The sequence below is a fragment of the Thermostichus vulcanus str. 'Rupite' genome, from assembly GCF_022848905.1.
Lineage (GTDB): Bacteria > Cyanobacteriota > Cyanobacteriia > Thermostichales > Thermostichaceae > Thermostichus > Thermostichus vulcanus_A.
Map to the genome: position 1 here is coordinate 17,304 of NZ_JAFIRA010000025.1, position 21,888 is coordinate 39,191.

A 21,888-nucleotide genomic window follows, 5' to 3' on the forward strand; every position below is an offset into this window, starting at 1 on the left:
CTTGATTCCTACCCGGCATCCTGGCAAAGCGTATTGAAAAATACTCTTTCTCGGCTGGCTCAAAGGGAGTGTAGATTAGGGCAGAGTGCGTCCTGAAGGGGATCCCACCCTCAGTGCGTCCTTTGTCTTTTCCAATCTGTTCTCCCCGACTTTATGCGCATTCAATCCATCCGCGTTCTCAGTGGCCCCAACTACTGGAGCATCCGTCGTCACAAACTGATTCAAATGCGGCTTGATCTAGAAGATCTACAGGAGCGGCCCACCAACAAGATCCCGGGGTTCAAAGAGGGGTTGGAAGCGTTGTTGCCGGGTTTATGGGAACATCACTGCTCCCGCGGCTGCTATGGTGGCTTTTTGCAACGGGTGGAAGAGGGTACCTGGATGGGGCATGTGATCGAGCATGTAGCTCTGGAACTGCAGACGATGGCCGGGATGAAAGTGGATTTTGGCCGCACCCGCGAAACCTCGGTTCCCGGCATCTACAACGTCGTGTTTGAGTATCAAGAGGCGGAAGCTGGGCGGTTTGCCGCCAAGGCAGCGGTGTATCTCTGTCAGGCGTTGGTGGATGGCGAGGACTATCGCCGTGATCTGGAACTGGATATTCAAGAGCTGCGGGAAATTCGGGAGGCTGTCCGCTTTGGCCCCAGTACCCAATCTTTGCTGGATGAAGCGACGCTGCGGGGGATCCCCCATCTGCGCCTGAATCAGGGATCCCTGGTGCAACTGGGCTACGGGGTGTATCAAAAGCGCATAGAAGCCACCACCACCGAAAGAACCAGCATCATTGCCGCTGACTTAGCGGCAGACAAGCGAGCCACCAAAGAACTCCTGCAGGACATGGGGATCCCGGTGCCGAAGGGGTATACGGTGCGTCGTCGCAGCGAACTGGAAGCCACCATCGAAGATGTGGGGGGCTATCCGGTGGTGATCAAGCCCCTGAATGCCAACCATGGCAAAGGGATCACCGTCAATATCACCAGTCTCGAAGCTGCCGAAACCGCCTACGATGCTGCCAGCCAATACTCCGATGTGGTGTTGGTGGAAAAGCACCTGGTGGGGGATGATTACCGTCTGTTGGTGATCAACAACAAACTGGTGGCGGTCGCCAAACGGATCCCGGCCTACGTCGTCGGAGATGGCCGCTCCACCATTCGAGAACTGATCGATGAAGTGAATAAAGATCCCCGCCGGGGCTTCGGCCATGAAAATGTCTTGACCTTAATCAGCGTCGATGACATGACCCTTCGAGTGCTGGAGGGCAAGGGCTACACTTTAGATACGGTGCTGCCCCGAGGGGAACACTGCACCCTCAAATCCACCGCCAACCTCAGTACCGGTGGCATTGCCGTCGATTGCACCGATATTATCCACCCCTACAATCTCTTTATTGCCGAGCGAGCCGCCCAAATTGTCGGCCTGGATGTGGCCGGGATTGACCTGATCTGCCCGGATATTACCCAGCCCGTGAACGAAACCGGCGGCGGCATTGTGGAAGTGAATGCCTCTCCAGGCTTGCGCATGCACCTAGCCCCCAGTGAAGGGATCCCGCGCAACGTGGCGGAGCCGATCATCGATATGCTTTTCCCCCCCGGCAGCCATACCCGCATCCCGATCCTGGCGGTCACCGGCACCAACGGCAAAACCACCACCACCCGTTTGATCGCCCACATCCTCAAGGGCATTGGCAAGCGGGTTGGCTTTACCACCACCGATGGGGTTTACATCCAAAACCATCAAATTGCCAAAGGGGACATGACAGGGCCCTACAGTGCTCGTCTGGTGCTCCGGGATCCCACGGTGGAGGTGGCGGTGTTGGAAACGGCACGGGGGGGCATTTTGCGGGAGGGGCTGGGCTTCCCCGAATGTGATATTGGGGTAGTGCTGAATGTTACTTCCGATCACTTGGGTATTGGCGATATCGACACCCTGGAGGAAATGGCCCGCGTCAAATCGGTCTTGGTGGAGGCGGTGCACAAGCAGGGCTATGCCGTCCTCAACGCTGATGATGGCTTGGTGGCGAGCATGGCCGAAAACGTGAAGGCGACGGTGGCCTACTTCAGCATGAACCCGGAAAACCCCCTCATTCAAAAGCACATTTCCAGCGGCGGTACGGCAGCCGTTTACGAAGAGGGCTACATCTCAATTTTGAAGCGGGGCTGGAAGTTGCGCATTGAGGATGTCACCAACATTCCCCTCACCCTCTCCGGCAAAGCCAGCTTTATGATTCAAAATGCTCTGGCGGCCACCCTGGCAGCCTTCCTGCATGGGGTTTCCATCGACGACATTCGCATGGCGCTGGGCACCTTCACCAGTTCTGTGGCCCAAACCCCCGGCCGCTTGAACCTGTTCGATGTCGGTGGCTATCAGGTCTTGGTGGATTATGCCCACAATGCGGCAGGATACGAGGCCATTCAAACCACCCTGGAGCGCTGGGATTGTCAGCAAAAAATAGGCGTTATCGGTGGGCCTGGGGATCGGCGCAATAGCGACCTGCGGGAGCTGGGGGTCTTGGCGGCACGGATGTTTGACCGAGCGATCGTTAAAGAAGACGATGACCGTCGTGGACGGGAGCCGGGGGAAGTGGCGGCCCTGATCCGAGAGGGTTGGGAGCAGGAAAAAGCAGGGGGCAGTTTGCAGGAGCTCTTGGATGAGGCAACTGCCATTGAAACGGCTCTAGATAAGGCGGAGCCGGGAGATCTGGTGGTGATTTTTCCAGCGGATGTGCAGCGCACTATCCAGATCATTGGTCGCTTTCAGGACAAGCTCAACCCCAAACCCAGTTACCGCGGCTCCTCCTACAGCATGGGGCCAGACTTTGTGCCTCATCTCCACAGCAGCAAACCCTCAGAGGTCGATGGCATCGCTCCCACGGGATCCCCAGAGTAAGAAGGCCGCTGATGCTCAGCCCTGCGGAAAAAGTTAAGACTGGGTAAAGATGACCCACAAGCCCGTATTGGCGATATTCTGGGTTCAGGCTTTCCGACGGGTGGGCCGGTTTGGAGAATTCTGTCTCGGTCGTCTCGCCAAGGGGTGGGCCTGGGGCTTGCGGTTTTGCCATCAGGACTTCCTAGTTTTTAAGGAACCTTAAGCGTTTCTAAAATTGTCTAAGGGCTGCGGATAGAACGTTACGGATCCAGAGGGGCCTTCGGAATGTCGGTAGGGTAATAGTGAGCTTCGCAAGGTAGGGAAACGGCTCATGGACAGCGCTTTGGTTCAAGCAGCTCGCCAGATTTATCAATTCCATCTGCAATATCGACCGGATGTGCTGGAGCAAACGCCGCGGGGAGTCGTTATCCATCGCCGTACGCTGCGGGGAGACTTGATCTTTTCAGATTTTCCTGTCCTGTTGCCCCAGGAAACCTTTATCCCCATTCAGCAGTTGGAACAGGTGGCCTGAGGCTCCTCTGCTGGTTCTCTCTGACGGGCTCCTGATCCGGATAGGATGCAGGACAGATCCGCTCGTTCTTCGGATAGCTGCTGATGCTCAACCTTCTCCTTACCTCCTGGGAGTTTCGCCTGCTGGGTTGGGTGGCGATGTTGCTGTTGGGGGCTTGTGTCGGCAGTTTTTTGAATGTGGTGGTTTACCGCCTGCCGAAGGGGATGTCGTTGATTCATCCGGGATCCCATTGCCCTGCTTGCAAAACTCCCCTGGGGCCAACCGAGAATATCCCCATTTTGGGTTGGTTTTTGTTGCGGGGGCGCTGCCGTCACTGTGGGGTGTCCATTAGCTGGCGCTATCCAGCGGTGGAAGCGCTGACGATGGGGTTATTTGCCCTCAGTATCGGGGTTTTAGGATTTTCTCCCCAAGGGATCCTCACCTGTGTTTTGTTCAGTTGGTTACTGGCTTTGGCCCTGATTGATTTGGATACTTTTTTGCTGTTGGAGGAACTGACCCGCTCGGGATTGCTAATGGGCCTTGTGGCTCGCTTGGCTTTGCCTTGGCTAGAGGGATCCGGATCGGGGGCGGCTATAGGGATGTCGCTGTTGGAGGGGATTGCGGGGGCAGTGCTGGGGATTTGGCTGCTAGAAGGCATTGGTCTCTTGGCCCGTTGGGTGCTGAAGCGGGAAGCGATGGGCTTGGGGGATGGTAAGCTGATGGCTTTGATCGGCATGTGGTTGGGGTGGCCGGGGGTGGTGGTGACCCTGCTCGGGGGCTGCCTGTTGGGGTTGTTGGGTAGTGGTCTGGCGATGCAGCGGGGGCAGGCTCGTTTGGGTAAGCCGATCCCGTTTGGTCCCTACCTGGCCATGGGTGGGGTCGTGGCAGCCTTGGCGGGATCCCAGTTGGTGGAAGGTTACCTGCGCTGGTCAGGGCTGCTGGAATAGACAAGGAATTCTTCAACGGCAACCGGATTACAGGTTGTACTCAGCCAAGAGGATCAAGATCAAAACCCATGACAGAACCTTTCCAAACCCGAACCCTTCCTGAATCTGTGGATGCCATTGCTCCTGACCAATCGGAAATTCGCTTTTTGGTGCAGGTTGAGGGGGGCAGTATGGTGCATTGTTGCTTGCCGGTCGGGGCCGTTTCTTTGGCTGTAACCCATCGCACCGTTGAGGAGGTGTGGTACGTGCTATCGGGACAGGGGGAACTGTGGCGGCAACAGGGGGAACAGCAGCAGATTGTGACGTTACAGCCAGGGCTTAGTCTGTCCATTCCTTTGGGTACCCACTTTCAATTTCGCAATACGGGAAGGGATCCCTTGCAGTTCATCATTGTCACGATGCCCCCTTGGCCTGGGGCGGATGAAGCGGTGCGGGTGCCGGATTACTGGCCAACTTCTTAAAATTTCTCGGGTAAGGTGGGTGGTATGTTGAAACCGCTCTGGAGACGAGGATAGGGCTTTGTCAGACGATCTGTTGATTCGTAATGCAGAACTTCTCGTGCCAGAAGGGGATCCCTGGCGGGGAGATGTCTGGGTGCGGCAGGGGATCATCGCCCAAATGGATCGTTCGATTGCCCCAGAAGGAATAACACAGGTCATTGAGGCAGAGGGCAAAACGCTGATGCCAGGGGTGATTGACCCACAGGTGCATTTTCGGGAGCCAGGTCGAGAACACAAAGAAGATCTGCAAACGGGCTCCTGGGCCTGTGCCCGCGGTGGGGTAACCAGCTTTTTGGAGATGCCCAATACGGATCCCTTGACGATTAACCAAGCGGCTCTTGATGACAAATTGGCCCGTGCTGCCAGCAAATGCGTAGTCAATTACGGCTTTTTTATCGGGGCTACCGTCGATAACCTAAAGGATCTGCAAACGGTGCAGGGAGCCTGTGGGATCAAGATCTTTATGGGATCCATGCACGGCCCTTTGCTTGTGGATGATCAGGCGGCCCTCGAGCGTATTTTCGCTGAAACGGATCCAAAGTTTTTAATTGCGGTTCATGCCGAAGATCTCACCCGGATTCGCGCCCGTCAGGCCATTTTTGCCGGACAGACGGATGTAGCCATTCACTCCCAAATTCAGGATGAAGAATCGGCACTGATCGCCAGCCAACGGGCATTGGATTTATCCACTCGCTACCAGCATCGCCTGCATATTTTGCATCTGTCCACTGGTCTAGAAGTGGAGTTATTACGGCAGCACAAACCCACTTGGGTAACGGCGGAAGTCACACCGCAACACCTTCTCCTCAGCACCGCCGACTATGCCCGCCTCGGCTCTCTTGTCCAGATGAACCCACCCCTACGGGATCCCAGCAACAATGAACAACTGTGGCAGGGTTTACGAGATGGCATTTTGGACTGCATCGCCACCGATCATGCCCCCCACACCCTAGAGGAAAAAGCCCAACCCTACCCGCAATCCCCCTCAGGCATGCCGGGTGTAGAAACCGCTTTGCCCCTGATGCTGACGGCAGCTCAACAGGGTCGGTGTACCCTGGCCCAGGTGGTGCAGTGGATGTGTGAAGCACCGGCCCGTTTATACGGGATCCCCAATAAGGGGCGCTTGCAGGTGGGGTACGATGCGGATTTGGTGCTGGTGGATCTGCATACCCCCCAACCAGTGCGGCGGGAGGAGGTCTTGTCCAAGTGTGGCTGGAGTCCTTTTGAGGGGTGGGAACTGGTGGGTTGGCCGCAGGTGACGGTGGTGGGTGGACAGATTGCCTTTCGTGAAGGGAAGGTGGATCCGATGGTGCGGGGTCGGGCCTTACAGTTTCAGCGCTAGATCATCAGATGGGCACTGCCCCGCTCAAATCCGCCTCAAAATACTAGGGCCGTGGGAGTCGGTACCGCAGGTTTTCAGAAGGCCGTAGCTGGCTGCCATCCGCTCTGCCAAGTCGGTCACTTCCGGGCTAGGGACCCAAACCGCTGGGTTTTTATAGGCATAGTACACCTCTAGGCCATCCACCCCCAGCTCCGCCGCCGCCGCAACCACTTCCTCCGCAGGCACAAGATAGCGGAAGGGGTGGGCCAAGACCGCCAAGCCTCCAGCTGCTTGAATCGCTTGAATGGCCTCACCAGTAGGCAGTTCCGGGATCCGTTCCCCTCGAGTAAAGGGATCCAGGGTAGAGTCCGTGGGGTCGAACCCATAGCCGAGAATATGTACTTCACAACCCAGCAATTCTGTGGTGATCTCAATTCCAGGCCAAAGGATGGGATCCCCAGGTTGATTCAGGTAAGACCGAGCTTGCTCGTAGCCTTTGAGGGTATGGTGGTCGGTAATGGCCAATCCTTTCAGCCCCTGTTGGCGGGCTTGCTCCGCTAGGTCTAAGGGATCCATCTGACCATCCGAACAGTGGGTGTGGAGGTGAAAGTTGTAATGCAAAGGACAGGAGAGAGGGCCAATCCCCTGCAACACCCGCCGCAACTCCGCAGCCGCAGCACCCACACGGGGATCCCGTTCCAAACTGACAACCATGACTACCCTTGGGTAGAGAACAGGTGCAAATCCTCAGAAGCAAGCCTCTGAAGTTTTATTAAGCATGTCTCCCCATTTTAGCGACGCGGATCGTTCCGTGCCATGTGTCAAAGGCTACCCATTTTCAATGTCTAAGGGCTTAGCTGTGGGCCAGAACATCAGCCGCTGCACGTGTCCCTGCTCCAGGGGTGAATTCGCTATAGCCTACGGTGTGCAAGGCAGCCTCTAGGGTGGCCATCGTCATCAACACATCACGGTCACTGATGAAGCCCAAATGTCCAATTCGGAAGATCTTGCCCTTGAGGTGGTCTTGTCCAGCAGCCGTGGCCAAGTCAAATTGCTTCTTCAAGACGCTGCGGATCATATCGGCATTAATTCCCTCGGGGGCCATGACAGCCGTCACAGCAGGGCTAGCGGCAGATTCCGGCTCAACCAGGAGCTTTAACCCCAGTGCTTTAACCCCAGCACGGGTGGCTTGAGCCAGCTTGGCATGACGCTGGTAGATCGCCTCTAGGCCCTCAGCCCGCATCATTTGCAGGGTCATTTGTAGGGCGTAAAACAGGTTTACCGCTGGCGTGAAGGGGGTTGTGCCTTGTTTGAGGGATTTTTGGGCCAGCTCAAAGCTCCAGTAGTACTTGGGAAAGGTGGAGCGCTGTGAGGCTGCCATTGCCCGTTCGCTAACGGCCACAAACCCCAAACCGGGCGGGATCATGTAGCCCTTCTGGGATCCGGAGGCCACCACGTCCAAGCCCCATTCATCCATCAGCACCGGCATCGCCCCAACACTGGTCACCCCATCCACGATCACCAGCGCTTCTCCATGGGCACGGGCAGCGGCGGCAATCGCCTGCACATCGTTGGCGACCCCGCTGGAGGTTTCGGAATGGGTAAGGATAACGGCTTTGATGGTTTTCTCGTGGTCGGCAGCTAGCTTTTCCTGGAAAATCTCCACGGGGTAAGGGATCCCCCAGGGGGTTTCAATGCGCTCGCAGTTGAGGCCAAATTGCTCGGACATCTCCGCCCAGCGCTCGCCAAACTTGCCATTCACCCCCACCAAGACCCGCTCCCCAGGGCTCAGGGTGTTGAGGATCCCGGCTTCCATCGCCCCGGTACCGCTGGCGGAGAAGACAAAGACATCGGAGGTGGTCTGGTGTAGCCAGCGCAACCCGTCGGTGACTTCTTCCAAGATGGCGGTGAAATCCTTGCTGCGGTGCTCGATCGGGCCACGCGCCATAGCCAAAAGGGCGCTCTCCGGAACGGGGGTCGGGCCTGGGATCATCAACATCAACTTGTCTTTCATGCTCGCCCCGATTGGGATCTGCCCACTTAGGTTTCACTTAGGTTTATAAGGTGGTTAAAAGGTGGCGGCCAGATTCGAACTGGCGAATAGAGGTTTTGCAGACCTCTGCCTTACCACTTGGCTACGCCACCCTGCCACTCAACCAGAGAAGACATTCTAGCTGAAAAAGGGATCCCTGTTCCAATACCTCTTTTCTCAATAGCCCATTTCAATAGCCCAGCCGCGAAGGGTAGCAGGGGATTCTCTCCTTCAGGAGCTGTTGACTAGGATGAGTCATCAAAGTTATTGCTGATCTTCCTGTTATGCAAACTGCTGCCTCCCCGCAACCTACCCTGCCCACAATCGCCCCCATCTGGAAAGACGGGATCCTCTATGGCTGCGGTCTCTTGGGATTGGGCTTAATCTTGCTCCGCACCAGCGGCGAGATGGATACAGCCACTACGCCAGAATCGGGCTGGTTTTTGCCGTGGGTCTTGCTGGCCACTTCAGTGGGGGGAATGGGGTGTTGGGGCTTGGCCCGTCGCGGGCGTGGCTGGGGGCCGCCACTGCTCATTTTGCTGTTGGGCTTGATGCTGACCCAAACGTTGCTGTTGGGGTACCGGGTGCCGCCGGGATTGATGCCAACGCCCACACGGGTGATTCGAGCGGTTTGGATGGCACGGGCAGCCCTGATGCGGGATGTGGTGCAAACCTTTGTGCGGCAGGCTTTGGTAGGGTTTGGCTGCGGAGTCGGATCCGGCCTGTTGTTGGGGGTGCTGCTGGCCCGCTTTCAGAAGATCGAACAGGGGCTCTTACCCTACTTGGCGGCCTTGTCGAGCATTCCGATTCCAGCCTTGGCACCGGTGATGGTGGGAGCATTTGGCATTGATTGGCCCTCCAAGGCGGCGGTGGTGACGGTGGTGGTGCTGTTTCCGGTGGTGATCAACACAGTGCGGGGGTTGCGAGCGGTGGATCCCAGCCAATTGGATTTGATGCGCTCCTATGGGGCCAGTGCTTGGCAGGTGTTTCGGCAGGTGCGGCTACCACAGTCGCTACCCTACATCTTTAATGCCCTCAAATTGGCGATTACCTTGGCGATGATTGGGGCGATTGTGGGGGAATTTTTTGCAGCACCGGGAGTTGGTCTGGGCTTTCGCATCAAGATCGAGGCGGCCCGGTTTAATTTCGATATTGTCTGGGCGGCCATTATCTATGCGACGGTGATTAGCACTCTGGCCTACGGGTTGATCCTGAGAATTGAACGACGCCTCACCTTCTGGCACAGCTCGATTCGTTCTCGGGGCCGTTAGCGGGGAGAAGGACTGTTCCAAATCAGGATCCCGATCACCCCATCCCAAGCCAGCAACAGCAGCGCAAACAGGCCCAGCAGCCCATACATCCAGGGTTGAACATAGGGCCTTAAAGTACCCATATTCAGGCCAGTGTATTTCTGCACCTCAGCCAACAGCTGCTTAAAATGAGCCACCCGCATCGGCAGCAGTACCCGATCCCCAGCTTGGGTAACCAAATAGTAAACCACACCCCCCTGACTGGTGGATCTTGGCTCCATCCGTTCCACGTCTACCCACTGAACTTGCCATTCTTGCCGCAAAAAAGCAGGCACCCAACCGGGATAGGTGGCTCGCATGCCCTGAGCATCCACAATCACCTGCTGACTCAGGGATCCCAGGAGCAATCCCCACCCCATCCCCAGGGTCACCAGCAGGGATCCCACCCAAACCGGATCCGCCTGTCGGGAGAGCAATAGGGGCAGCGGCAGCACCAAAGCCCAATAGAGCGCTTGCAGGGCAAAGCGAATAAGCGGGGAGAGGGGGAAGCGCATGACCTCGGGAGAACATTTTCTTCGCTAGCTTAGCCAACCTGAGTAGACCCGTTGCGGCAGGGTGAGGGTTTATGGCCAGGCTGACCCCGGATCAACCCAGCTAGAGAACTGAGCAAGGATCTCAAGCCGGTTCGTTCATACCCGACGGGATCCCTGAGTTAAGTTGGTTGGACAGCAGGTCTTTCCCCTTTTTGCCGGGATCCAGCCTTCCTTTTTGACACCTCCCTGTGACATCCCACCATGACTGCCTTCTATCCCGCCACCGTTCAAGCGGGTGCCCGCACCCTACCCGGTCATTACTATGTCTCTCCCAGCCGCTTTGAGGCGGAGATTGAGCAAATTTTTTATCGCCAGTGGTTTTGTGTGGGGCGCAGCGCCGATTTTGCTCAACCGGGAGACTTTCTGCAGGTGCAGGTGCTGGGTGAAAGTCTAATTTTAGTCCGGGATCCCCAAGCTCAGGCCCATGCCTTTTTTAATCACTGCCGCCACCGTGGAACGCGCCTTTGTAGCGAATCGCAAGGGCATTTTTCGGATGGGATCCCGTGCCCCTATCATGCCTGGCGGTATGGGTTGGATGGACAGCTGCTGGCGGCCCCGCAAATGCAGGAGGTGGAAGATTTTCGTCGGGAAGACTATCCTCTCCACCCAGCTGCCCTGGTGGAGTGGGAAGGCTTTGTCTGGGTGAATCTCAGCCGCAATCCCCAACCCTTTGCCGAGGTTTTTGCCCCCTTGCAAGGGCGTTTTCGGGAATGGAACTTGTCAGCTTTGCGACGGGGATATCGCATCGAATACGACATTCAGGCCAATTGGAAGTTGCTGTTCGAAAACTATTCCGAGTGTTACCATTGCCCCCTCATTCACCCAGAACTGGCCCGTCTTTCCCCAGCCCGCAGTGGCCGGAATGACCTAATGGAAGGCCCTTTTTTGGGGGGGTATATGTTGCTCAACCCAGGGGTTACCAGCCTGAGTATGAACGGCCAACGCACCTTACCCCTAATCTCCACTGTGGGGGATGAAAACCAACGGCGGGCCTACTACTACACCCTCATGCCCAACCTGTTTTTGAGCTTGCAGCCGGATTATGTCATGACCCACACCCTTTGGCCGCAGGGATCCGCCCGGACGCGCGTTGTCTGTGATTGGCTGTTTGAGCCGGAAACATTGACGCAAGCAGACTTTGATCCGAGTGAAGTGATCGAACTGTGGGATCGCACCAACCGACAGGACTGGCACCTCTGTGAGCTGACCCAACAAGGGGTGGGATCCCGTGCCTACGAAGCCGGCCCCCTCTCCCATGCGGAGGGGTTGATCCAAGCCTTTGGGCGGGAGTATCGTCGTCAGATGCAAGAGTAGACCGAAGCGAAAACTGCGGAAGCTGTCTTGTGAACACTGCCATCAATATCCGTAAGAAGGCTTGCGGCTTCTGGGATTGGAAACCAGCGCCCTACTACTACTTAGAGGTTGGTGTTTGGCAGTTCACTCAGTGCCTCCCGAGCAGCCTCTAAAGTTGAGTTGATGTGAGCAACAGCAATGGCAGCAGCCTGCTCAGGATTTCGACGACGATACGCACTGAGGATCTGACGATGTTCTCGCTCAGACGACTGTCGTTGCAGAGGCTTTTTAGAAAATGAAAGATTGATGTAGAGATCGGCCAAGTCGGCCAGTTGCTGCAGTATCTGGAAAAGCCTAGTGTTGGAGTGAGCTTTGTAAAGCAGTTCGTGAAACTTTCGGTTGAGATCGATCCAGGTGGCCGGATCCGACTCACCTTCCATCTCGTCAAGAATCTCTTCCGCCTTATCAAGCATGCTGTCTTCAATACGATAAACCCCTTGTCGGATGTTAAGAGGCAACAGAGCTGCCCGGATTTCGAAAATCTCCTCAAGTTCAGTCAGGGTGGGGGTATGAACCACAGCACCTCGAAAGGGATCCAAATCTACCAACCCAATCGCTCCCAGTTCTCGTAAGGCCTCTCGAATTGGGGTGACACTAATGTTGAGAGTAGAGGCTAGTTCTGCCTGAATCAGGCGAGTGCCAGGGGGCAGCTGCCCTGAAACAATAGCATGCCGCAGGAATAAAGTGACATTTTCCTGGGCTGTCCGTAGTGAAAATCCAGGATGCTCAAGGGAAAGTTTGCCAGACAAACCGTTGACCTCAATCACACTTTTCTAGTTGTCTACCTTTGTCTACCTGAACCTGTATCTCTTTAAGGCGGATTCTACACAAGCTAAGGGACAATGCCTCAAACATTGCGTATTGACAAAACCATCAATGGCCATGAGGAGCAACTTATATCCTTATATCATATACAGAAAGTGGTTAAATATTTTCTGGAAAGTAAGGATTTAGCTGAAGCTGAGGCTTGCTTGATAATGAGCACCTTTCAACTTCATTGTGTCAGGCATTGGCTTCACAACTATGGCCAGGCTTTGACAAGAAATCTCTTCGTCGTCGGTTCATCAAGGAGGTCACTTGGCCCAGTGGGTTAGCCATCGCTCCAGAGTCGCCACTAACCAAAACACCCCCAGTGCCAGGAGTGTGCTCAGGATCACAACCGCCCATAGGAGCCCTTGATCTCGACGGGAAGCTGCATTAATGATCATGTAGCCCAGCCCTTGGGTGCCTGTCAGCCACTCCGCCAGCATGGCCCCCAAAATGGCTGCCGGTGCCGCCGCCCGCAAGCCTGTAAACAGATGGGGCAGAGCAAAGGGTACCCGCGCCCACCAAAAGATTTGCCAGGGATCCGCTCCACACACATGAAATAACTCCTGCACCGTTCGTTGGGTGCTTTTGAACCCTTGCACCGCATTCACCAGCATGGGAAAAAAGCAGACGATGGTGGCCACCACAATGCTGGTGCCCAGACCGCGGCCCACCAGCAGGGTAATCAGGGGGGCTATGGCCACAACGGGAATGCTGCGCAAGGTGATGGCAAAGGGCATGATGGTGCGCTCTGCCGCCACTGAACGGGTACACAGCCCCGCTAGCACTAGGGCAAAGGTGGATCCCACTCCCAGACCTGCCACCATCTCCCAGAGGGTGACCCCCGTATTGCGCCATAACACTTGTTTCTCCCGCAGAAGGGCATTCCAGGTCATCTGAGGAGAAGCCATTAGGTAAGGCGGGATCCCAAAGGCGAGGATGATCCCCTGCCAGAGGGCGATAAAAAATACTGCACCCAGTACGCTCCAAGCTAAAGACCCAAAGGTGGGTCGGATCCAGTGTCTCCAAGCAGGTGATCTCACGATTGACCGGAGAGTGGGTTGGACATTTGCTGTCATGCTTGCCTCCTGCCCATGCAAACCTGCTCGGCAAACGACACCACGGCAAAGCTGCCCACTGCCATAGCGGCACTGGTGAGCATGGTCAGCCACACCTGCGGCACATCGAAGGAAAATAGGGCGAAGGTCATCATCATGCCCAACCCCCGGTCAGCCCCCGTCCACTCTGAGATAATCGCCCCCAGGACCGCACTGGCTGCTGCTGCCTTCAGCCCTGCAAAAAGATAGGGCAGAGCTGCTGGCCATTGCAGATGGCAAAACATCTGCCAGCGATCGGCAGAGAGCAACTGAAAGAGCTCCTGGGCTTGTTCATCGGTGGCCTTGAAACCCTGAATAGCTCCCACCATAATCGGGAAAAAAGAGGCAATAGCTGCAATCACCACCCGTACTGAGGAGCCCGTACCCAGCCAGATGACCAACAGTGGGGTAAGGGCGATGAGGGGCACGCTGTAGACGATCACTGCCAGGTTGTAGAGGAGCCCTTCGGCGGGGGGCACAAACACCGCCAGCATTCCCAACCCCAAGGCCAGTCCACAGGCGGCGGCATAGCCTACTAACGCGGCCACTCCTGTGGCCTGCGCATGAAACCAGAGCACCTCATGCCATCGTCTCAGAGCCAGAGCCACTTGCCAGGGGGTGGGCACCGTAATGGGCAACCAACCCCACATCCCCATCGCTTGCCAGAGCAGCAGGGATCCTAGGCCAATCATCAGAGACCAGCGATAAGCTCGGATCCCTTGCCAGAGCCGTGAGCTGACCCCTTGCAGGAGCTGGTGGAGGAGCAAACAGGAGTTGAGACTGAGGGACATAGGGAAATATCCTCGATAACTCTCCAGGTCGTTTGGAGGACGAGCAACCTTCAGATAGTCTTCACGGATAACTTTCAAATTCAAAGGATTGGGATATCTTCATACTTGAGTTGGTAAGGCTCTCGGCTGCAGACTAGGGGGCTCTTGAGCTATCTCTTGAGTGAATAGGGCATCACGGACACGGTTCTCGGTTTCAAAAAAAACCTGCTCCCGCATCAAACCCAGGTGACGAGGACGAGCCAGTGGAACCGGAACTTGCTCGATGATGCGTCCAGGACGCGCTGACATGACAAAGATCTGATCGGCCATCAACACTGCTTCTGCAATGCTGTGGGTGACCAACAGAGTGGTGATACCCGCCTCCGACCAGATGCGCAACAATTCTAGGTTCATGCGCTGGCGGGTGATCTCATCCAGGGCCCCAAAGGGTTCATCCAGCAGCAACACCTCCGGCTGCAACACCAAAGCTCGGGCAATGGAAACCCGTTGGCGCATCCCTCCCGACAGTTGGCTGGGCAGAGCCTGCTCAAACCCCTCCAGCCCCACCAGCCGGATCAGCTCCTGGGGCGATGCTGCCGAGGGTAAACCAGATTTGCGAGCGATCTGGATGGGCAACCGCACATTGTCTATCACGGTTCGCCAGGGCAGCAGGGTGGCCTCCTGAAAGACAAAGCCGATGGCATGTCGCTTGCGGACGCGGCTGGGGGGATCCCCGCCGATGGTTAAGGTGCCAGCAGTGGGTTGCAGGATATCGGCGATCAAGCGCAGTAGGGTGGATTTGCCGCAGCCGCTGGGGCCGATCAACGCCCCGAACTGCCCTCGCTGCAACTGTAGATCTACCTGATCCAAAACCGTAATGGACTGAGGTTTAAGACGAAATTGATGGCTGACCTGCCGCGCCTCGAGATGAGGTTCCCTCATTGGGTCACCTCCTGAGCCACCGCCGGCCTCTGAGTATGCTGGCCTTGGGCGTAGAAGCGGCGAATCTGGTCTTGAAAGGAACGCACCAAGGGTTGCAGGGCATAAACCTGAGCTGAGGCAGCTTGGGCTTGGGCGATGAGCTCCGTGCGGATGGCCGCTTCATCCACCCCAACCACCCGGCCCTGTTGCACGACTGGCTGCCCCCCAATGATCAAACCGACCACATGCTCAGCTCGGGCTCTCCCCAATACCAGGTCTGTCTCATCACAGATATCTGGCAACACATCTTCCGATAGGGATCCATAGTTCAAAAAGAGCACATCTGCCGGGGATCCCACCTCCAGAGTTCCTGCCGTGGTCAAGCCTGTGACTGCCCTGGTCCCATGACGCATCGAGGCAGCAAAGATCTGGGCTGGAGTCACCGCCACATCCAGCCCCACCCCCGCATGGAGGGCATAGGTCAGCCGCAGCTCCCGCAGGGCGTCCTCGTCGTCATCCAGCGACATACCGTCCATCCCCAGCGCCACCGGGATCCCAGCCTTGAGCATGGGGGCTAGTGGTGCCAGACCGGAGCGTAAGCGCAAATTCGAACTGGTGTTCACCGATACGATCACCCCTCGTTCCGCCAAGAGGTGCCACTCATCGGGCCGCAGCCAAACTCCATGGGCCACCGTCAACCTTGGGGAGAGCAATCCAATCTTGTCCAGATAGCAGAGCAACCCCTGGGGATAGGTGGCATCTGCCCACTCTCGTTGGTAGCGGGTCTCAAACAGGTGCATATGTACCCGACGATTTTGGGCGGCTGAAGCGGCAGCTACCGCCTCGAGCAAGGGCTCCGAACACCATTGGGGGCCAATTGGGCCAAATTGCACCGACACCCGTTCGCTCTCGCAGCGAGCAGCAATAGCAGGCACCAAGGCCACTTGTTCTGCCACAGGCAACGGAGGTTGATCCCAAATATTGCGAATGGCCTGTTGCTGCTGGGCACTCAGGCCTGCCAATACCTGCCCATCCCCACCATAGGCCAGACGATTGCGGTCGCTCAGGGGTACTACAAAGGCCATCCGTAGGCCAACCTCCTGGGCAGCTCGACAAGCCGAGTTAGCCTCTTGCATCAGGGACTCGGGATCCGAACCTTGGGGATTGTGGCAGTGCACCACCGAGCCAACGCCACTGCGGGCCAGCTTAGCTAAGGCGTAGGCAGTCAGCAGATAGGGATCCACCTGAGGTTGGGCTCGTAATGCTGGGATCCAAAGCTCTAAAGCCTGATCCACTGCCCCAAAAGCTAGCGTAGGCAACCCCCGCCCATGATCGTGGGCATTGGCTAAGGGAGGCATAGCCAGCAGCGACGTGGCCGACCCAGCGAGAGGATTAGATACAGCTGGAGAATCATCAAGGGCCGAATCCAAGGCTGTAATCTGGCCATGCCACCAGCTCAATCGCAGCGAATGACGGGCGGGCTGCACCCCAGGGTGGGTTAAAACCCGCTCCACAGCGATACTACTGACAACTGACTCACTCATGAGATGCGGGTGGCTCCTTGATAGGCGGCCTCCAAAATCGCTGCCGTCATCACATCCGACGGCTCGAGAGCACTCTCGATGGCCGCAAAGTCGTTGGCTAGCAGGTCAATGCTCTGGGCGAACACCTCCTCGCTGATCCAGCACAGGCCCCGTTCTTCCGCCAACCCACCGGCGATCAGCTCCACTTGAGCCTTGGCTTCAGCAATTTGAGCCTCTAGATCCAGCCCCCGCTGCCCATAGGTATCTACCATCAACCGAGCTGTCTCCTCGGGGTTCTCCACGGCAAACTGCCAACCTTTGATATCCGCCCGTAACCAACGCACCAACAGATCCGACTGGGTTTCTAGCACCTTGTCGGTGGTGAAGAAGGCGTTGCCATACTCCACAAGGCCAAGATCATAGGTGTAGGCGATCTCAATCTCGACCCCCCGTTCCTGCAGAATGATGCCCTGGTTGGTGGCATAGCCGAAGTAGCCATCCACCTGCCCGGTGGCCAAGATAGCCGGATCTGTCCCCACCGGCACGAAAGTGACATCTGACTCCGACAGACCGTTTTTCTGCAACAGGGCAATGATCGGGGGACGCGAAAAATCCGGAATGGCAATGGTCTTGCCTGCCATTTCAGGCACAGAGAGAATGGGGGACTTCTTCAGACTCATCAGGGCAAATGGGGTTTTTTGAAAAATGCAGGCAAACGCCTTAATGGGGGTGCCCTGGGCCCGGGCAATGATGATGTCGTTGCTGCCGGCATCCCCCAGCATCACCTGACCACTGGCCACCAGACTGATGGGATCAATATTGGGGCCGCCGGTTTTGAAATCGGCTTCGATGCCTTCCTCGGCAAAATAGCCGTTTTCGATGGCGGCAAAGTGCCCCCCAAACTGGACGCTCTTGACCCAGCCCAACTGAAAATCTACCGACTCGAAACTCTGGGCCTGGGCGGTTCGGGACAGGAGCCGAGAAGCTGACGACAGTGACAACACAGCGCCCCCTGCAAACATGCCCCCTTGAAGAAACTGCCGACGCTTGAACATAGGTTTCAGGATCAACGGTTGAGTATGACTCTCCCAAGAAGATTAAGAACCTTTCGTATCTGCGGTTACCCTTTAGCCAGAAAGTGGCCCAAATAATATATGAAATAATATCAGGCCTCTGAATGTGGCCAGGAGCACCATGAAGCTGTCGCTGATGACCGAATCGCGGTCGGAGTACTACGCTTTTGAGCTAGCGGCTGCGGCCCGTCGCCTTGCTGAAGAAGTGCTGGAGATTCAACCCGGCCAAGAGGTCTTAATCACTGCCGATACCCTCAGTGATGCTCGCGTAGTGCAGGCTACAGCTCAGGCTTGTTTTGCCGCTGGTGGGATCCCAGTGGTTATGACCTATCCCACCGCCGCCAAGCCCCAATCGGAGCCTCCTGCTTCCGTAGCAGCGGCCCTAGCCTCTGCCGATATTTGGATCGAATACAGTCACGCCTACATTATGTACACCCACGCTTGGCAGCGGGCAGTGGCTGCGGGAGTGCAATACTGCGCCTTTGGGGATATGGATGTGGACGGCCTTGTGCGCTGTTTTGGGCGGGTGAAGGTGCCGCTTCTAGAGACCTTTGGGGACTGCTTAATCGATCTACTCACCAACAGCCGTGACTTTCACCTCACCACAGAATTGGGCACAGACCTCCATTTCAGCAACGAGGGAGTTCCCATCGGTGCGTTTAGGATGAAGGCCAACCCCAAGCACATTCCCATCATGTTGGCTGGGCAGGTGTCGTGGTCGCCAGTGGCACAAACCATGCAGGGTCGTTTTGTGGCGGACGGCATCCTCTATCCTCCTGAGGAGGTGGGCATCTTAACTGATAGGGTTATTCTCACGGTAGAGGCGGGTACTATCACTCAGATCGAGGGAGGACGGGAAGCGCAGCTTCTCCAGAAGTGGATCGATAAACTGGCAGATCCCACCCTCTATAAAATTGCCCATACCTCCTACGGTTTCAACCCTGGTATCATGCAACCTACGGGCCGTATCACTGAAGACGAGAGAGCTTTTGGCTGTTTTAACTGTGGTTGGGGCGCTTGGGTCGATCGTCCCGCAGCGGGGCATTTTGATGTTACTGCCCTGCAGGTGAGCAGTTGGGTGGACGGGATCCCGTTGGCCAAGAATGGCCTTTTCGTCCATCCTGACCTGGCTGCCCTCTGCCGTGAGATGGGAGTGCCAGGACACTAAAAGGTGGTTTAGAAGGTGGTTTCGGTAGGTGGTACTGAGACGATAAGTACAAAGGATTCAGATGATCTCCAGCCAATATCTGGGAGTGCCATGTCAATGTCGGTAGATCCTGAGTGCTTTTCCCACAAAGTAGTTCTGGTCACGGGTGCTAGTTCTGGCATTGGTCAAGCTGTGGCCCTGCGCTTAGCCGCTCGTGGAGTCAAGGTGGGGGTGGCCGGGCGCTCAACCCAAGGGATCCAGCAGACCCTTCACCGATTGCAGGATGCCGGGGGACATGGGATCCCGTTGCCGATGGATGTGGGGATCCCGGAGCAGGTGGAAGGTGCTGTCGCTCAGCTAGAAGATACCTTTGGGGGTCTCGACTGGATCGTCTGTGCGGCAGGCATCAGCCCCATGGGTAGCGTTTTGGAAACATCCTTTGATCTGTGGCAGGAGACGCTGCGGGTGGATTTGACGGGGGTGTTTCTTACCTGCAAAGCGGGGATCCCAGCGCTAATCAGGCGAGGGGGCGGGGCCATCGTCACCATTGCTGGCACTCTCGGCCTTTACGCCATGCCCCAGAAGGCCGCCTACTGTGCAGCTAAGGCGGGAGTGGTCAACCTCACCCGTCAAATGGCAATCGACTATGGCAAACAGGGGATTCGGATCAACTGCATTTGCCCTGGCTTCATTGAGACCCCGATCAACGCAGATTTAGACCCAGTCGTGAAGGAGCACTTCTTGGGCAAGTTGCCCCTACCTCGGGCTGGCTCAGCTGATGATGTCGCCTCAACAGTCCTTTTTTTGCTCAGTGAGGCCTCGACCTACACCACCGGAGCTGTGTTGTCGGTGGACGGGGGCCAGGGCTTGGGGCTGTTGTGAGTTGTAGATCCTGCAAGATCCCGTATCGGTAGCTGCCAATACAGTCCTACTCAAGGAGGTTGTTTATGGTCAAGGCAATAAATCGTATATGTTATGCGATTTTGTGGTTTGTGTAACTTGTCTGAGGCGGTAGGAGGTGGCATGGTTGCCGTTCAAGATCCCCATTCACGGCCTCAACCTCGCCAGGGGTGGGGTGGGCGCGACCCTGACGCAACGTTACAAGCTCCAGAGATTCCAGTCATTGATATTGGAGCGTTGGGATTTACGGATGAGCCGGACTCGGGACAGGCCGTTGCCCAGGCTATCGGTCGAGCCTGCCAGGAGATTGGTTTTTTCTATGTGGTCAATCACGGGGTTCCTCAAGATTTGCGGGAGCAGGTATTTGTCGAAGCCAAGCGGTTTTTTGCTCTCCCCCTGGAAGAGAAGCTGAAGATTCCCGCCACCCGCGATCATTACCGGGGTTATCTGGCTCTACAAAGTAAAGGCTATGCCAATGGCAAAGGGGACTTTTTTGAGGGCTTCAAGATGCAACTGGATCTGGGGCCTGAGGATCCCGATGTGAGGGCGGGCAAACCTTTGCATGCCCCCAACAAGTGGCCCGAGAACCTGCCAGGATTTCGTGAAACCCTATTGACTTACCAAGCTGCCATGCACGAGCTGGCTGATCGTATTGCCCAGGGGTTTGCCTTGGCGTTAGGGGTAGACCGCTATTTCTTTCGACCCTTTTTTCAAAAACCCCTCACTCAGCTCAGTCTGATGCACTACCCGCCCCAGCCCCCGGAAACGTTGGGAGACTACTTTGGGGTGCATCCCCATTCCGATACAGGTGCCTTCACCATTCTGATGCAGGACGAAACCGGTGGCCTCGAGGTGGGGCATCGCTCGGGGGAATGGGTCAGTGCTCCCCCCATTCCAGACACCTATTTGATCAACATTGGGGATATGATGGCCCGCTGGACAAACGACCGGTTTACTTCAACCCCTCATCGCGTCATTAACCGAGCCAACCAAAATCGCATCTCGGTACCCTTTTTCGTCAATCCTGACTACGACGCTGTGGTGGAGTGTATTCCCACCTGCCAGTCGGCAACGGTTCCCGCTCGCTACCCCGCCACCCATGTGGGGGACTACATCTTGGGGGTTTACACCTCAGGCTGGCAAGGAGAGGAGGGCTTTCAAAAGGAATCCACCAGCTTGGTCTAAGCCCCTGATCTTCACGGATGGGGTTCCCGTGATCAGTTCACTTTCAAGCGATCTTGAAACAACACTGTACACCTTCTATATCTACCCACTCAACGGGATCCCTTGTTGACAGAGGGGACAATCCTGAGGATCCACGGCATCCATGCCCTGAAGCTCAAGGAGCACCTCTGTGGGGCATCCTAGGTCGATGGCAAAGATCCCCTTGGTGGCGACTAACCCCACTCCCACAGGGATCCCATTAGCTTGCCGCACAATCTCTACCAATTGCTTGGCAGTTCCCCCTGTTGTGGTAATGTCATCGACTACTAGAACTCGAGCGCCAGGGACTAGTTCAAATCCCTCGATCAGCCGGTAACGCTGCTCGTCTTGGCTTTGGCGGGCAATAGCGACTTCAGCCCCTAACCGTCTGGCGAGCTCAAAGGCCAAAATACTGCCTGCTTCATTGGCTCCCATCACCACATCAGGGCTTTGAGCCTGGAACCGACAAGCCAGCTCTACAAAAAGGGCCTCACAGGCGTTGGGATCCTGAAACAGCTTGATGCAGCGAAAAAAGCGGCTAGCATGAAGGCCGCTGGCCAGCTTGAAGTGCCCCTTTTGCAGGGCCCCCGAACGCTCTACCCACGCCAATAACGCTGCTGTGTCAGACAAGACAGACAAGATCTCTAGTTCTCCTGATGTTTAAGCGCCTGCATCAAAGCATCAATCCCAGCCTGCCCTACCTCGACATCTTGATCGCCAGTGCCGGATCCCACCCCGACGGCGCCAATCACCTGCCCCTGAACCACAATGGGCAACCCACCCTTCAAGTTGGTTAGTTGTCCACCAGTTACCAAGCCCAGCTTCAGCTCCAGATCAGCAGGCACCAACCCCGTTGCCCCCCGTGATGAGGCTGCTGTTACCGCCTTTTGGGTTGAGGATAGCTGGCTCAGTACCTTGGCCCCATCCATACGCGCATAGGCTAGTAGATTGCCCGCCGGATCCACCACGGCAATACATTGGGGTACCCCCATGGCTTTGGCTTTGGCGATGGCCCCGTTGAGTACTACTAGGGCCCCCTCACAGGTCAGCTCCGTCTTTTGGCAAAGATACATCT

At 56.4% G+C, this 21,888-nt stretch carries 21 protein-coding genes and 1 tRNA gene; 10 read left to right on the forward strand and 12 right to left on the reverse strand.

Annotated elements, in window-relative coordinates; translation table 11 throughout:
- Positions 1–153 precede the first annotated feature (153 nt).
- The 5 genes from cphA to JX360_RS10330 all read left to right on the forward strand — a co-directional run bounded on the left by cphA (position 154) and on the right by JX360_RS10330 (position 6,165).
- Positions 154–2,886, forward strand: a complete 2,733-nt coding sequence (cphA, locus tag JX360_RS10310) for a cyanophycin synthetase (protein WP_244350578.1) — start codon at positions 154–156, stop codon at positions 2,884–2,886.
- Between the two features lie 310 nt (positions 2,887–3,196).
- Entirely contained in the window at positions 3,197–3,397 is a 201-nt protein-coding gene (locus JX360_RS10315; RefSeq protein ID WP_244350579.1) for a hypothetical protein, read from the forward strand.
- An 83-nt stretch (positions 3,398–3,480) separates the two neighbouring features.
- Entirely contained in the window at positions 3,481–4,323 is an 843-nt protein-coding gene (locus tag JX360_RS10320) for a prepilin peptidase (RefSeq protein ID WP_244350580.1), read from the forward strand.
- A gap of 68 nt (positions 4,324–4,391) precedes the next feature.
- Positions 4,392–4,784: a cupin domain-containing protein gene (locus JX360_RS10325; protein WP_244350581.1), complete on the forward strand. Its 393-nt coding sequence runs from the start codon at positions 4,392–4,394 to the stop codon at positions 4,782–4,784.
- A 58-nt stretch (positions 4,785–4,842) separates the two neighbouring features.
- A complete protein-coding gene (locus JX360_RS10330; RefSeq protein ID WP_244350582.1) occupies positions 4,843–6,165 on the forward strand; it encodes a dihydroorotase in 1,323 nt (440 codons plus the stop codon).
- A 24-nt stretch (positions 6,166–6,189) separates the two neighbouring features.
- Here the strand turns inward: JX360_RS10330 and JX360_RS10335 are convergent, their stop codons facing one another.
- The 3 genes from JX360_RS10335 to JX360_RS10345 all read right to left on the reverse strand — a co-directional run bounded on the left by JX360_RS10335 (position 6,190) and on the right by JX360_RS10345 (position 8,289).
- On the reverse strand, positions 6,190–6,858 hold the full coding sequence (locus JX360_RS10335; protein WP_244350583.1) for a PHP domain-containing protein: 669 nt from the start codon (positions 6,856–6,858) through the stop codon (positions 6,190–6,192).
- 139 nt (positions 6,859–6,997) lie between these two features.
- Positions 6,998–8,158 (reverse strand): pyridoxal-phosphate-dependent aminotransferase family protein, encoded by a 1,161-nt coding sequence (locus JX360_RS10340; protein WP_244350584.1) that lies wholly within the window; start codon positions 8,156–8,158, stop codon positions 6,998–7,000.
- Between the two features lie 59 nt (positions 8,159–8,217).
- A tRNA-Cys gene (locus JX360_RS10345) sits at positions 8,218–8,289 on the reverse strand.
- Positions 8,290–8,460: 171 nt separating this feature from the next.
- Between JX360_RS10345 and JX360_RS10350 the strand changes: the two genes are divergently transcribed.
- Positions 8,461–9,447, forward strand: coding sequence for an ABC transporter permease (locus JX360_RS10350; protein WP_244350585.1), 987 nt, complete (start codon positions 8,461–8,463; stop codon positions 9,445–9,447).
- Here JX360_RS10350 and JX360_RS10355 read toward each other — a convergent pair.
- On the reverse strand, positions 9,444–9,980 hold the full coding sequence (locus JX360_RS10355) for a hypothetical protein (RefSeq protein WP_244350586.1): 537 nt from the start codon (positions 9,978–9,980) through the stop codon (positions 9,444–9,446). The two genes, JX360_RS10350 and JX360_RS10355, sit on opposite strands and share 4 nt — an antisense overlap.
- Before the next feature lie 240 nt (positions 9,981–10,220).
- On the opposite strand from JX360_RS10355, the gene JX360_RS10360 reads away from it, so the two are divergent.
- Positions 10,221–11,333 (forward strand): aromatic ring-hydroxylating oxygenase subunit alpha, encoded by a 1,113-nt coding sequence (locus JX360_RS10360; RefSeq protein ID WP_244350587.1) that lies wholly within the window; start codon positions 10,221–10,223, stop codon positions 11,331–11,333.
- Between the two features lie 101 nt (positions 11,334–11,434).
- On the opposite strand, the gene JX360_RS10365 is transcribed toward JX360_RS10360, so the two are convergent.
- The 6 genes from JX360_RS10365 to JX360_RS10390 form a co-directional block, all read right to left on the reverse strand.
- Positions 11,435–12,121, reverse strand: coding sequence for a GntR family transcriptional regulator (locus JX360_RS10365; RefSeq protein WP_244350588.1), 687 nt, complete (start codon positions 12,119–12,121; stop codon positions 11,435–11,437).
- A 324-nt stretch (positions 12,122–12,445) separates the two neighbouring features.
- Positions 12,446–13,258, reverse strand: coding sequence for an ABC transporter permease (locus JX360_RS10370; RefSeq protein WP_244350589.1), 813 nt, complete (start codon positions 13,256–13,258; stop codon positions 12,446–12,448).
- A complete protein-coding gene (locus JX360_RS10375; RefSeq protein ID WP_244350590.1) occupies positions 13,255–14,067 on the reverse strand; it encodes an ABC transporter permease in 813 nt (270 codons plus the stop codon). Before JX360_RS10375 ends, JX360_RS10370 begins: the two co-directional genes overlap by 4 nt.
- Before the next feature lie 99 nt (positions 14,068–14,166).
- Positions 14,167–14,988 carry an ABC transporter ATP-binding protein gene (locus JX360_RS10380; protein WP_244350591.1) on the reverse strand — a complete coding sequence of 274 codons (822 nt, stop codon included), beginning with the start codon at positions 14,986–14,988 and terminating at the stop codon, positions 14,167–14,169.
- On the reverse strand, positions 14,985–16,511 hold the full coding sequence (locus JX360_RS10385) for an amidohydrolase family protein (RefSeq protein ID WP_244350592.1): 1,527 nt from the start codon (positions 16,509–16,511) through the stop codon (positions 14,985–14,987). Before JX360_RS10385 ends, JX360_RS10380 begins: the two co-directional genes overlap by 4 nt.
- Positions 16,508–17,545 (reverse strand): ABC transporter substrate-binding protein, encoded by a 1,038-nt coding sequence (locus tag JX360_RS10390; protein ID WP_244350593.1) that lies wholly within the window; start codon positions 17,543–17,545, stop codon positions 16,508–16,510. Before JX360_RS10390 ends, JX360_RS10385 begins: the two co-directional genes overlap by 4 nt.
- Before the next feature lie 139 nt (positions 17,546–17,684).
- Between JX360_RS10390 and JX360_RS10395 the strand changes: the two genes are divergently transcribed.
- The 3 genes from JX360_RS10395 (at position 17,685) to JX360_RS10405 (ending at position 20,795) form a co-directional block, all read left to right on the forward strand.
- Positions 17,685–18,731: a 2,5-dihydroxypyridine 5,6-dioxygenase NicX family protein gene (locus JX360_RS10395; protein WP_244350594.1), complete on the forward strand. Its 1,047-nt coding sequence runs from the start codon at positions 17,685–17,687 to the stop codon at positions 18,729–18,731.
- A gap of 90 nt (positions 18,732–18,821) precedes the next feature.
- Positions 18,822–19,592, forward strand: coding sequence for an SDR family NAD(P)-dependent oxidoreductase (locus JX360_RS10400; RefSeq protein WP_244350595.1), 771 nt, complete (start codon positions 18,822–18,824; stop codon positions 19,590–19,592).
- A 141-nt stretch (positions 19,593–19,733) separates the two neighbouring features.
- Complete coding sequence (locus tag JX360_RS10405; RefSeq protein WP_244350596.1) at positions 19,734–20,795, forward strand: isopenicillin N synthase family dioxygenase; 1,062 nt, start codon at positions 19,734–19,736, stop codon at positions 20,793–20,795.
- A gap of 81 nt (positions 20,796–20,876) precedes the next feature.
- Here the strand turns inward: JX360_RS10405 and JX360_RS10410 are convergent, their stop codons facing one another.
- Together JX360_RS10410 and JX360_RS10415 are read right to left on the reverse strand one after the other, a co-directional pair.
- On the reverse strand, positions 20,877–21,452 hold the full coding sequence (locus JX360_RS10410) for an orotate phosphoribosyltransferase (RefSeq protein WP_244350597.1): 576 nt from the start codon (positions 21,450–21,452) through the stop codon (positions 20,877–20,879).
- Positions 21,453–21,457: 5 nt separating this feature from the next.
- A complete protein-coding gene (locus tag JX360_RS10415) occupies positions 21,458–21,886 on the reverse strand; it encodes a GlcG/HbpS family heme-binding protein (protein WP_244350598.1) in 429 nt (142 codons plus the stop codon).
- Positions 21,887–21,888: the final 2 nt, after the last annotated feature.

Excerpts from the sequence above, each read along its gene's own strand:
- cphA (WP_244350578.1), top strand. The coding sequence starts at position 154 with ATGCGCATTCAATCCATCCGCGTTCTCAGTGGCCCCAACTACTGGAGC.
- JX360_RS10315 (WP_244350579.1), top strand. The coding sequence starts at position 3,197 with ATGGACAGCGCTTTGGTTCAAGCAGCTCGCCAGATTTATCAATTCCAT.
- JX360_RS10320 (WP_244350580.1), top strand. The coding sequence starts at position 3,481 with ATGCTCAACCTTCTCCTTACCTCCTGGGAGTTTCGCCTGCTGGGTTGG.
- JX360_RS10325 (WP_244350581.1), top strand. The coding sequence starts at position 4,392 with ATGACAGAACCTTTCCAAACCCGAACCCTTCCTGAATCTGTGGATGCC.
- JX360_RS10335 (WP_244350583.1), bottom strand. The coding sequence starts at position 6,858 with ATGGTTGTCAGTTTGGAACGGGATCCCCGTGTGGGTGCTGCGGCTGCG.
- JX360_RS10340 (WP_244350584.1), bottom strand. The coding sequence starts at position 8,158 with ATGAAAGACAAGTTGATGTTGATGATCCCAGGCCCGACCCCCGTTCCG.
- JX360_RS10350 (WP_244350585.1), top strand. The coding sequence starts at position 8,461 with ATGCAAACTGCTGCCTCCCCGCAACCTACCCTGCCCACAATCGCCCCC.
- JX360_RS10355 (WP_244350586.1), bottom strand. The coding sequence starts at position 9,980 with ATGCGCTTCCCCCTCTCCCCGCTTATTCGCTTTGCCCTGCAAGCGCTC.
- JX360_RS10360 (WP_244350587.1), top strand. The coding sequence starts at position 10,221 with ATGACTGCCTTCTATCCCGCCACCGTTCAAGCGGGTGCCCGCACCCTA.
- JX360_RS10370 (WP_244350589.1), bottom strand. The coding sequence starts at position 13,258 with ATGACAGCAAATGTCCAACCCACTCTCCGGTCAATCGTGAGATCACCT.
- JX360_RS10375 (WP_244350590.1), bottom strand. The coding sequence starts at position 14,067 with ATGTCCCTCAGTCTCAACTCCTGTTTGCTCCTCCACCAGCTCCTGCAA.
- JX360_RS10380 (WP_244350591.1), bottom strand. The coding sequence starts at position 14,988 with ATGAGGGAACCTCATCTCGAGGCGCGGCAGGTCAGCCATCAATTTCGT.
- JX360_RS10385 (WP_244350592.1), bottom strand. The coding sequence starts at position 16,511 with ATGAGTGAGTCAGTTGTCAGTAGTATCGCTGTGGAGCGGGTTTTAACC.
- JX360_RS10390 (WP_244350593.1), bottom strand. The coding sequence starts at position 17,545 with ATGTTCAAGCGTCGGCAGTTTCTTCAAGGGGGCATGTTTGCAGGGGGC.
- JX360_RS10395 (WP_244350594.1), top strand. The coding sequence starts at position 17,685 with ATGAAGCTGTCGCTGATGACCGAATCGCGGTCGGAGTACTACGCTTTT.
- JX360_RS10400 (WP_244350595.1), top strand. The coding sequence starts at position 18,822 with ATGTCAATGTCGGTAGATCCTGAGTGCTTTTCCCACAAAGTAGTTCTG.
- JX360_RS10405 (WP_244350596.1), top strand. The coding sequence starts at position 19,734 with ATGGTTGCCGTTCAAGATCCCCATTCACGGCCTCAACCTCGCCAGGGG.
- JX360_RS10415 (WP_244350598.1), bottom strand. The coding sequence starts at position 21,886 with ATGTATCTTTGCCAAAAGACGGAGCTGACCTGTGAGGGGGCCCTAGTA.